The following is an 8,715-nucleotide window of genomic DNA, read 5'->3' as shown; positions in this document are numbered from 1 at the left end:
CCTCATCGACCTCGCACCAGGATCCATCGGCGGCAGCCAGGAATACCGTGGTTGGTGGCCTGCTGGTGTCTGAGCCGCATAGCCCGAATGAGAGCGCGTCTGTGAACTTGTCAGCCCGACGTGGTCCGTGCAGGCTCGGCCGAGGGCGCTCCCGCCGCGATGAGTTCCGGTCGTGTCACGCGTCTGTTCTGGTGACCGTCGTAGGACGTCGCACGATACTGCCGGGCACGAGACACCACGGAGGACACCATGACGACCACGCCGCACGATCCGACCACCGCGCTGCCTGGCCGCCCGCCCGTGGTCGACCTGGCCACCTGGCAGGCCGCCCGTGACGAGCTTCTGGTCCGCGAGAAGGCCCACACCCGCGAGGGCGACGCCATCGCCGCGGCCCGCCGCCGGCTGCCGATGGTGGAGCTCGACGGGACGGTCGAGGTCGTCGGACCCGACGGCCCGGTCCCGTTCCTGGACCTGTTCCAGGGCCGCGACGAGCTCGTGGTCTACAAGCACATGTGGTACGACGGCGCGCCGCACCAGGGCCAGTGCGAGGGCTGCACCGTCTCGGCCTGGCACCTGAAGGACGCCGTCTACCTCAACGCCCGCGGCGTGTCCTTCGCCCTGCTGACCACGGGCCGGTGGGCCGAGGTGGCGTCCTACGTCGAGTTCATGGGGTACACCCAGCCCTGGTACTCGGTGCGTGACGTGGCCGAACCGGTCGGCGGCGAGATGGGCTACCTCACCTGCTTCCTGCGCGACGGCGACCGCACGTTCCTCACCTACGCCACGACGGGCCGGGGCAACGAGCCGGTGGAGGGGTCCCTCAGCCTGCTCGACATGACGCCCTACGGCCGCGGCGAGGCGTGGGAGGACAACCCCGAGGGCTGGCCGGTGATCGGCCACGTCCGCGAGGGGTACCCGGGCCAGGGCGGCCAGGCCTGCTGGTACTGGCGCTCGGACGCCGACGGCGTCCCCTCCTGGGGCCCGACCAGCCGGCCGGTGCCGCAGTGGACCCGCCCCCGGCGCGACCCCGGTGGAGACCCTCGGCCGGCAGGGCGGGCACTGACCGACTTCTCTACGGCATCGCCGTCGCGATCCGCTCGACGGCGTCGAGCAGGATCGGGCGGGGGAGCGCGAAGTTGAGGCGACCGAAACCGCGACCGGCGTCCCCGCAGAGCGCGCCGTCGGTCATCGCCACGCCCGCCTTCTCCAGGAAGTACGGAGCGGGCTCGGCCGGCCCGGTGCCGCGGAAGTCCAGCCAGCCCAGGTACGTCCCCTCCGGCGGCCGGTAGCCGACCCCGGGCAGCAGCTCGGCCACGTGGTCGGCCAGCAGCAGCCGGTTGCCGTCCAGATAGGACAGCACGTCGGCCAGCCAGGGGCCGCCCTCCGCGTACGCGGCCGTGTTGGCGATGACGCCCAGGTTGGCCGCGCCGTGCTCGGCCAGCAGCCCGATCCGGGTCCAGACCTCCCGGTCCGCGTCGTTGCTCAGCACCACCTGCGCGCACTTGAGCCCGGGCAGGTTCCAGGCCTTCGACGCCGAGGTCGCGGTCAGCGTGTGCCCGGCGGTGACCGGCGACAGCGACGCGTACGGCACGTGCCGGCCGCCGGGGAAGACGAGCGGCGCGTGGATCTCGTCGGAGAACACCCGCCCGCCGTGCCGGTCGACCACCGCGGCGATCGCGAGCATCTCCTCCGGCGTGAGCACGCGCCCGACCGGGTTGTGCGGGTTGCAGAGGATGAGCAGGTTCGCGCCGGCGGCGAAGGCGGCGTCCAGCGCGTCCAGGTCGTAGCCGAGCTCCGGCGTCAGCGGGACCTGGACCACCGCCCGGCCGAGCGCCGGCGGCACCGAGACGAACGGCATGTACGCCGGGGTCGGCAGCACCACCGGCGACCCCGGCGTACTGAAGTGCTCGATCGCGATCGTCAGCCCGGCGACCACGTCCGCGACCGGCCGGACGTCCGCGGGCGCCACCTCCCAGCCGTACCGGTCCGCGCTCCAGGACGCGTACGCCGCGGACATGGCCGCGGACAATGCCGGCGGCAGGTAGCCGAAGGTGGCCGCGTCGACGGCCTCGTGCAGCGCCCGGGTGATCGGCGGCGCGGTGCCGAAGTCCATCTCGGCCACGAACGCGCCGATCGCGTCCGGGTACATCGACCACTTGACCCCGCCCGCCCGGCGCAGCGTCCCGACGTCGATCCGGTCGAACTCAGCGGCAGTCATGGATCCATTCTCCGTCCGCCCGTTACGGGCGGATCACGACTCCCCGCGCGGCCGATGTCCGGCCTACCGTGACGGGAATGCAGGTGATCACCGCCGACCTCGTCCTGGCCGGAGCGGGGCTCGACCCGATCGACCACGGCGCCGTGCTCGTCGACGGCGCCACGATCGCCTGGGTCGGCCGGCAGGCGGACCTCGCGCCGGACCGGTCCCCCGCGGACACGCCGACCGTCGCCCTCGGCCCGGTCACGGTGCTGCCCGGCCTGATCGACTGCCACGTGCACCTCGCCTTCGACGGCGGCACCGGCCCGGTGGCCCGGATGCGGGCCGAGAACGACGCCCGCCAGGTCGCGCTCATGCTGCGCAGCGCCCGGCAGCTGCTCTCGGTCGGCGTCACCACTGCCCGCGACCTCGGTTCCCGCGACTACCTCGGGGTAGACGTCCGGGAGGCCATCGCCGACGGCACCGTACGGGGACCGCGGCTGCTGACCGCGGGCGCGCCGCTGACCGTGACCGGCGGGCACTGCTGGTTCATGGGCGCGGAGGCCGACACCGAGGACGAGATCCGCCGGCTGGTCCGCCGCCACCACAAGAACGGCGTCGACCTGATCAAGGTCATGTCCACCGGCGGCTTCATGACCGAGGGGTCGGCGCCCTGGTTCGCGCAGTTCGAGACGGCCCAGCTGCGGGCGATCGTGGACGAGGCACACCGCGTCGGCAAGCGGGTCGCCGCGCACGCGCACGGGGTGGTCGGCATCGAACGGGCCCTGGACGCCGGCGTGGACACGCTGGAGCACTGCTCGTTCGTGCACCCCGACGGCCGGCACGCGGTGGTACCGGAGCTGGCCGACCGGATCGCCGCCTCCGAGGCGTACGTGTCCCCGACCTGGAACCTGCGGCTGCCGGACTTCCAGGAGTGGTTCCCGGAGCGCGAGTACCCACTGGCCGAGCTCCACCGGCGCGGCGCCAGGATCGTCGCCAGCACCGACGCCGGCATCGACCTCGTCCCGCACCACGGCTTCGTCGGCTCGCTGGAGGCCATGCACGCGTCCGGAATGCCGACGGCTGAGGTGCTCACCGCCGCGACCACCCGGGCCGCCGCCGCGCTCGGCCTGACCGGGACGACCGGCGCGCTGACCGCCGGGCTGGCCGCCGACCTGATCGCGGTCGGCGGCGATCCCCGGACGGACCTGGCCGCCCTGCACGACCTGCGGCTGGTGCTGGCCGCGGGCGTGCCGTTCGAGCCGGACCCGCTGCCCGAGATCAGGCCCCTGACCCGGGCCGACATCCCCGCCTTCGCCCTGGTCGACGGGCCGACCGAAGGCGCACCCCGACTCAGATCGTCGTGACCAGGCCGCCGTCGATGACGTGGTCGCTGCCGGTCACGTTGGCGGTCCGGGCGCTGGCCAGGACGAGGACCAGGTCGGCGACCTCCTCGGGCCGGGTGAACCGGCCGGTCACCATCCCGCTCGCGGCGGCCTTGGCGACGTCCTCCGGCCGCAGCCCGGTGCTGCGCCCGACCCGGGCCGCGACGCCGTCCGCGCCCAGCCAGAGATCGGTCGCGACCGGCCCCGGGTCGACGTTGTTGACCCGGATCCCGCGCCCGCCGAACTCCTTCGACACCGACTTGGCCACGTTCACCAGCGCCGCCTTGGACGCCGAGTAGTCGATCACCGCCGGGTCCGGCAGCCGGGCGTTGACCGAGGCCACGTTGACGATCGCGCCGCCGCCGGCCGCCAGCATCGGCGGGATCGCCGCCCGCATCGCCCGGACCGCGGCCATCAGGTTGAGGTTCCAGGTCGCCGACCACATCGCGTCGTCGACCGCGAGGAACCCGTCCAGCCGGGACGGCGCGATGCCGACGTTGTTGACCAGCACGTCGACCCGGTCGCCGGCCCGCGCGACCAGCTCGGCCGGGCCGTCCGGGGTGGCCAGGTCGACCGCGATCGCGTCGGCGACGGCGGCCAGCTCCGGGGTCACCGTCCGCGACCCGGCGACGACCTTCGCCCCCTCGCCCGCGAACGCCCGGGCGATCGCCAGCCCGATGCCCTTGCCGGCCCCGGTCACCACGACCACCTTGCCGGTCAGCTCGAGATCCATCTCGCTCCCTCAGTCACGCGGAGCGTACGGGTCAGGCCGCGGCGACGGCGGCCGCGATCGCGGTGTCGCCGCTCACCAGCTCCAGCGTCCGGCCCGCGGTGCGCGGCTCGTCCAGCAGCGCGACCAGGACGGCGGCCACGTCGTCGCGCGGCACCCGGCCGGGCTCGACGTGCGGCTCCAGCCGGACCAGCCCGGTGGCCGGGTCGTTCGTGAGGCCGCCCGGGCGCAGGATCGTCCAGTCCAGGTCCCGCCCCCGCAGGTCCTGCTCGGCCGCCGCCTTCGCCCGCAGGTACACCGAGAACACCTCGTCGTCGGCCGGTGCTGCGTCGACCCCCATCGCCGAGACCTGCAGGTAGCGCCGGACCCCGGCCGCGGTGGCCGCGTCGGCCAGCAGCGCGGCCGCGCCCCGGTCGACGGTGTCCTTGCGCCCGACCCCGCTGCCCGGCCCGGCGCCCGCCGCGAACACCACCGCGTCCGCGCCCCGGACCGTCTCGGCCAGCGCCGCCGCGTCCACCGCCTCCAGGTCCGCGGTGACCGGCTCGGCCCCGGCCGCGACCACGTCGGCCGCGTGCGCGGGGTTGCGGATGAGGCCGGCCACGGAGTCGCCGCGGTCGGTGAGCCGGCGGGACAGGAGCAGGGCGATCTGGCCGTGGCCACCGGCGATGACGATGCGCATGAGCCCGTCCTACCGCAATACGATGTCCCGACAACCGCAGCGAGGGGGTTCGGCATGGGCCGGTACGCCGAGGAGTTCCGCCGCAGCCAGACCGATCCCGAGGGCTACTGGCGCGACGCCGCGGCCGGGATCGACTGGTTCACCCCGCCGGAGCGGATCCTCGACGAGGCCAACGCGCCGCTCTACCGCTGGTTCCCGGACGCGACGCTGAACACCTGCTTCAACGCGGTCGACCGGCACGTCGTGAACGGCCGCGGCGACCAGCTCGCGCTCATCTACGACAGCCCGGTCACCGGCGTCGTGCAGCGCTTCACGTACTCGGAGCTGCTGGAGCGGGTGGCCAAGGCGGCCGGCGCGCTGCGGGAGCTCGGCGTGGAGAAGGGCGACCGGGTCGTCATCTACATGCCGATGATGCCCGAGGCCGTGTTCGCGATGCTGGCCTGCGCGCGGCTCGGCGCCGTGCACTCGGTGGTCTTCGGCGGGTTCGCGGCGGCCGAGCTGGCCACCCGGATCAGCGACGCGCAGCCCAAGGTGATCGTCTCGGCGTCCTGCGGGATCGAGGTCTCGCGGGTCATCGCGTACAAGCCCCTGCTGGACCGGGCGATCGACCTGTCGGACCACAAGCCGGACTACTGCCTGATCGTGCAGCGACCGCAGGAGGCGGCGGTCCTCGCGCTCGGCCGGGACGTCGACTGGGACGCCGCCGTGGCCGCGGCCCGGCCGGCCGAGTGCGTCGAGGTCGCCGCGACCGACCCGCTTTACATCCTCTACACCTCCGGCACGACCGGGAAGCCGAAGGGCGTCGTCCGCGACAACGGCGGGCACGCGGTGGCCCTGCACTGGACGATGAAGGCCGTCTACGGCGTGGATCCGGGCGAGGTGTTCTGGACCGCCAGCGACGTCGGCTGGGTCGTCGGCCACTCCTACATCGTCTACGCGCCGCTGCTGGCCGGCTGCACCACCATCCTGTACGAGGGCAAGCCGGTCGGCACCCCCGACGCCGGCGCGTTCTGGCGGGTGGTCGCCGACCACCGGGTGAAGGTGCTGTTCACGGCGCCGACCGCGTTCCGGGCGATCCGCAAGGAGGACCCCTCCGGTTCCCATCTGAGCAAGTACGACATCTCCTCGCTGCGGGCGCTGTACCTCGCCGGCGAGCGGCTGGACCCGGACACCTGGCGATGGGCGGGGGAGCTGCTCGGCATCCCGGTCGTGGACCACTGGTGGCAGACCGAGACCGGCTGGCCGGTCGCGGCGAACCCGCTCGGGCTGGAGGCGTTGCCGTCCAAGGCCGGCTCGCCGACCGTGCCGATGCCGGGCTGGGACGTCCAGGTCCTCGACCCGTCCGGCGCCCCGCTCGACCCGGACGTCGACGGCGCGCTGGTGGTCAAGCTGCCGTTGCCGCCGGGCGCGCTGCCGACGCTCTGGCGCGACGACGAGCGGTTCGTGTCCTCCTATCTCACCCGCTACCCCGGCTACTACCTGTCCGGGGACGGTGGCCATCTGGACACCGACGGCTATCTGTACGTGATGGGCCGGATGGACGACGTGATCAACGTCGCCGGGCACCGGCTGTCCACCGGCGCGATGGAGGAGGTGCTGGCCGGGCACGCCGCGGTCGCCGAGTGCGCGGTGATCGGGGTGGCCGACGCGTTGAAGGGTCAGGTCCCGCGCGGTTTCGTGGTGCTCAAGGCCGGGGTCGACACGGATCCCGCCGTCGTCTCGGCCGAGCTGGTGCAGCGGGTCCGGGACGAGATCGGGGCGGTCGCGGCGCTGCGCCGGGTCGACGTCGTGCCGGCGCTGCCGAAGACCCGCTCGGGCAAGATCCTGCGGGGCTCGATGCGGGCCATCGCCGACGGGGTGGAGCAGCCGGTGCCGTCCACCATCGAGGACCCGGGCGTGCTGGACGCGCTGCGCCCGACGCTGACGTCCTAGTCGTCCGTCCTAGTCGTCCTTCTTGTTCGTCCGCCGGTACTGCTGGATCAGGTAGACCAGTAGCGCGATCGTGGCGGCGATGAAGGCCAGCTGGAACAGGAGGTCCACGTCGTCACCGCTTCCGGGCCGGGACCTCGAACTCCTCGCAGACCGCCCGCCAGACCTGCTTGGCCGACTGGCCGGCCTCCAGCGCCTGGTCGACGGTCCGGCCGCCCAGCGACTGCAGGACGTGGTCGTGCGCGACGGAGCGGGCGTAGCCCTCCCCGAAGTGGTCTTCCATCCGTACCCAGAACTCCGACAGGCGCACGGCGAACAGGGTAGGTGGATGCTCCGGGCGCGGCGTGTCGGGGCCATCATCGAACAGGTGTTCGGCTAGCTTGTCCACAGCGCCGGTCGTGATCCACAGATCGGCACTCGAGTACGGAAAACGTCAGGGGTCGGCTCTAGCGTCTACGGCGATGACAGGCCGACGAACGACTACGAAGGTGGACCCGATGCCAGCACTTGACCGCGACAAGGCGCTCGACGTCGCGCTCGCCCAGATCGACAAGCAGTACGGCAAGGGTTCGGTGATGCGCCTCGGCGACGAGACGCGCGTCCCGATCCAGGTCATCCCGACCGGGTCCATCGCCCTCGACATCGCGCTCGGCATCGGGGGGCTGCCCCGCGGCCGGGTCGTCGAGATCTACGGCCCGGAGTCCTCCGGCAAGACGACCGTCGCGCTGCACGCGGTGGCCAACGCGCAGGCGGCCGGCGGGATCGCGGCGTTCATCGACGCGGAACACGCGCTGGACCCGGACTACGCGAAGGCCCTCGGGGTGGACACCGACGCGCTGCTGGTCTCCCAGCCCGACACCGGTGAGCAGGCGCTGGAGATCGCGGACATGCTGATCCGGTCCGGCGCGCTGGACGTCATCGTCATCGACTCGGTCGCGGCGCTGGTGCCCCGGGCCGAGATCGAGGGCGAGATGGGCGACAGCCACGTCGGCCTGCAGGCCCGGCTGATGAGCCAGGCGCTGCGGAAGATCACCGGCGCGCTGAGCAACTCCGGCACGACCGCGATCTTCATCAACCAGCTGCGCGAGAAGATCGGCGTGATGTTCGGATCGCCGGAGACCACGACCGGCGGCAAGGCGCTGAAGTTCTACGCGTCGGTCCGCATCGATGTGCGCCGGATCGAGACGCTCAAGGACGGCAGCGACGCGGTCGGCAACCGGACCCGGGCCAAGGTCGTGAAGAACAAGGTGGCCCCGCCGTTCAAGCAGGCCGAGTTCGACATCGTGTACGGGGTCGGCATCAGCCGGGAGGGCTCGCTGATCGACGTCGGTGTCGACCAGTCGATCGTGCGCAAGTCCGGCGCCTGGTACACGTACGAGGGCGACCAGCTCGGCCAGGGCAAGGAGAACGCGCGCGGCTTCCTGCGCGACAACCCCGACCTGGCCGACGAGATCGAGAAGAAGATCAAGGAAAAGCTGAACATCGGGGCGAAGCTCGACGAGGACGCGGTCGTCCCCGCCCCGGTCGACTTCTAGGCGGTGCGCTCGAACGACGACCCGGGCGCCGACTCCCGAGCCGGCGCCCGGCTCACCCTCTGGTCGTATGACGGAGGCTGGACCTCGACCCCCTCCGGCCCCGAGCCGGCCGGCGGGCGTGCCGACACCGGCCGGCGCCCGGCTGGTAGCGACTTCCTCCCGGGAGGGCTCGGCGCCGGGGACGACGGAGCCGTCGTCCCCGGCACCGCGCCCGGGAACGACGATGGTGAACCAGAGCGGCGTCCTACTCGACGCAGCCG

8 protein-coding genes are annotated in these 8,715 nt (G+C 72.9%); 4 read left to right on the top strand and 4 right to left on the bottom strand.

Going from position 1 to position 8,715, the window contains the following annotated elements; all coding sequences use genetic code 11:
• The first annotated feature begins 249 nt into the window (after positions 1-249).
• Complete coding sequence (locus VGP36_12130) at positions 250-1,140, top strand: DUF899 domain-containing protein (GenBank protein HEV7655464.1); 891 nt, start codon at positions 250-252, stop codon at positions 1,138-1,140.
• On the opposite strand, the gene VGP36_12125 is transcribed toward VGP36_12130, so the two are convergent.
• Positions 1,073-2,218 (bottom strand): aminotransferase class I/II-fold pyridoxal phosphate-dependent enzyme, encoded by a 1,146-nt coding sequence (locus tag VGP36_12125; GenBank protein HEV7655463.1) that lies wholly within the window; start codon positions 2,216-2,218, stop codon positions 1,073-1,075. The genes VGP36_12130 and VGP36_12125 overlap by 68 nt on opposite strands.
• A gap of 77 nt (positions 2,219-2,295) precedes the next feature.
• Between VGP36_12125 and VGP36_12120 the strand changes: the two genes are divergently transcribed.
• A complete protein-coding gene (locus tag VGP36_12120) occupies positions 2,296-3,564 on the top strand; it encodes an amidohydrolase family protein (protein ID HEV7655462.1) in 1,269 nt (422 codons plus the stop codon).
• On the opposite strand, the gene VGP36_12115 is transcribed toward VGP36_12120, so the two are convergent.
• Together VGP36_12115 and VGP36_12110 are read right to left on the bottom strand one after the other, a co-directional pair.
• Positions 3,551-4,315: an SDR family oxidoreductase gene (locus VGP36_12115; GenBank protein ID HEV7655461.1), complete on the bottom strand. Its 765-nt coding sequence runs from the start codon at positions 4,313-4,315 to the stop codon at positions 3,551-3,553. The genes VGP36_12120 and VGP36_12115 overlap by 14 nt on opposite strands.
• Before the next feature lie 31 nt (positions 4,316-4,346).
• On the bottom strand, positions 4,347-4,991 hold the full coding sequence (locus VGP36_12110) for an SDR family oxidoreductase (GenBank protein ID HEV7655460.1): 645 nt from the start codon (positions 4,989-4,991) through the stop codon (positions 4,347-4,349).
• A 54-nt stretch (positions 4,992-5,045) separates the two neighbouring features.
• Between VGP36_12110 and VGP36_12105 the strand changes: the two genes are divergently transcribed.
• A complete protein-coding gene (locus tag VGP36_12105) occupies positions 5,046-6,923 on the top strand; it encodes a propionyl-CoA synthetase (GenBank protein HEV7655459.1) in 1,878 nt (625 codons plus the stop codon).
• 112 nt (positions 6,924-7,035) lie between these two features.
• On the opposite strand, the gene VGP36_12100 is transcribed toward VGP36_12105, so the two are convergent.
• Positions 7,036-7,230: a DUF3046 domain-containing protein gene (locus tag VGP36_12100; protein ID HEV7655458.1), complete on the bottom strand. Its 195-nt coding sequence runs from the start codon at positions 7,228-7,230 to the stop codon at positions 7,036-7,038.
• 187 nt (positions 7,231-7,417) lie between these two features.
• Here VGP36_12100 and recA point away from each other — a divergent pair, with 187 nt between their 5' ends.
• On the top strand, positions 7,418-8,455 hold the full coding sequence (gene recA / locus VGP36_12095; GenBank protein HEV7655457.1) for a recombinase RecA: 1,038 nt from the start codon (positions 7,418-7,420) through the stop codon (positions 8,453-8,455).
• Positions 8,456-8,715: the final 260 nt, after the last annotated feature.

It is taken from the genome of Mycobacteriales bacterium (assembly GCA_035995165.1).
Taxonomy (GTDB): domain Bacteria; phylum Actinomycetota; class Actinomycetes; order Mycobacteriales; family CADCTP01; genus CADCTP01.
The sequence above is the reverse complement of the archived record's forward strand: the minus strand, read 5'-3'. Positions and strand labels throughout refer to the sequence as shown.

Coding starts and splice junctions, on each gene's coding strand:
- recA (HEV7655457.1), top strand. CDS start 7,418: ATGCCAGCACTTGACCGCGACAAGGCGCTCGACGTCGCGCTCGCCCAG.
- VGP36_12130 (HEV7655464.1), top strand. CDS start 250: ATGACGACCACGCCGCACGATCCGACCACCGCGCTGCCTGGCCGCCCG.
- VGP36_12110 (HEV7655460.1), bottom strand. CDS start 4,991: ATGCGCATCGTCATCGCCGGTGGCCACGGCCAGATCGCCCTGCTCCTG.
- VGP36_12125 (HEV7655463.1), bottom strand. CDS start 2,218: ATGACTGCCGCTGAGTTCGACCGGATCGACGTCGGGACGCTGCGCCGG.
- VGP36_12120 (HEV7655462.1), top strand. CDS start 2,296: ATGCAGGTGATCACCGCCGACCTCGTCCTGGCCGGAGCGGGGCTCGAC.
- VGP36_12115 (HEV7655461.1), bottom strand. CDS start 4,315: ATGGATCTCGAGCTGACCGGCAAGGTGGTCGTGGTGACCGGGGCCGGC.
- VGP36_12105 (HEV7655459.1), top strand. CDS start 5,046: ATGGGCCGGTACGCCGAGGAGTTCCGCCGCAGCCAGACCGATCCCGAG.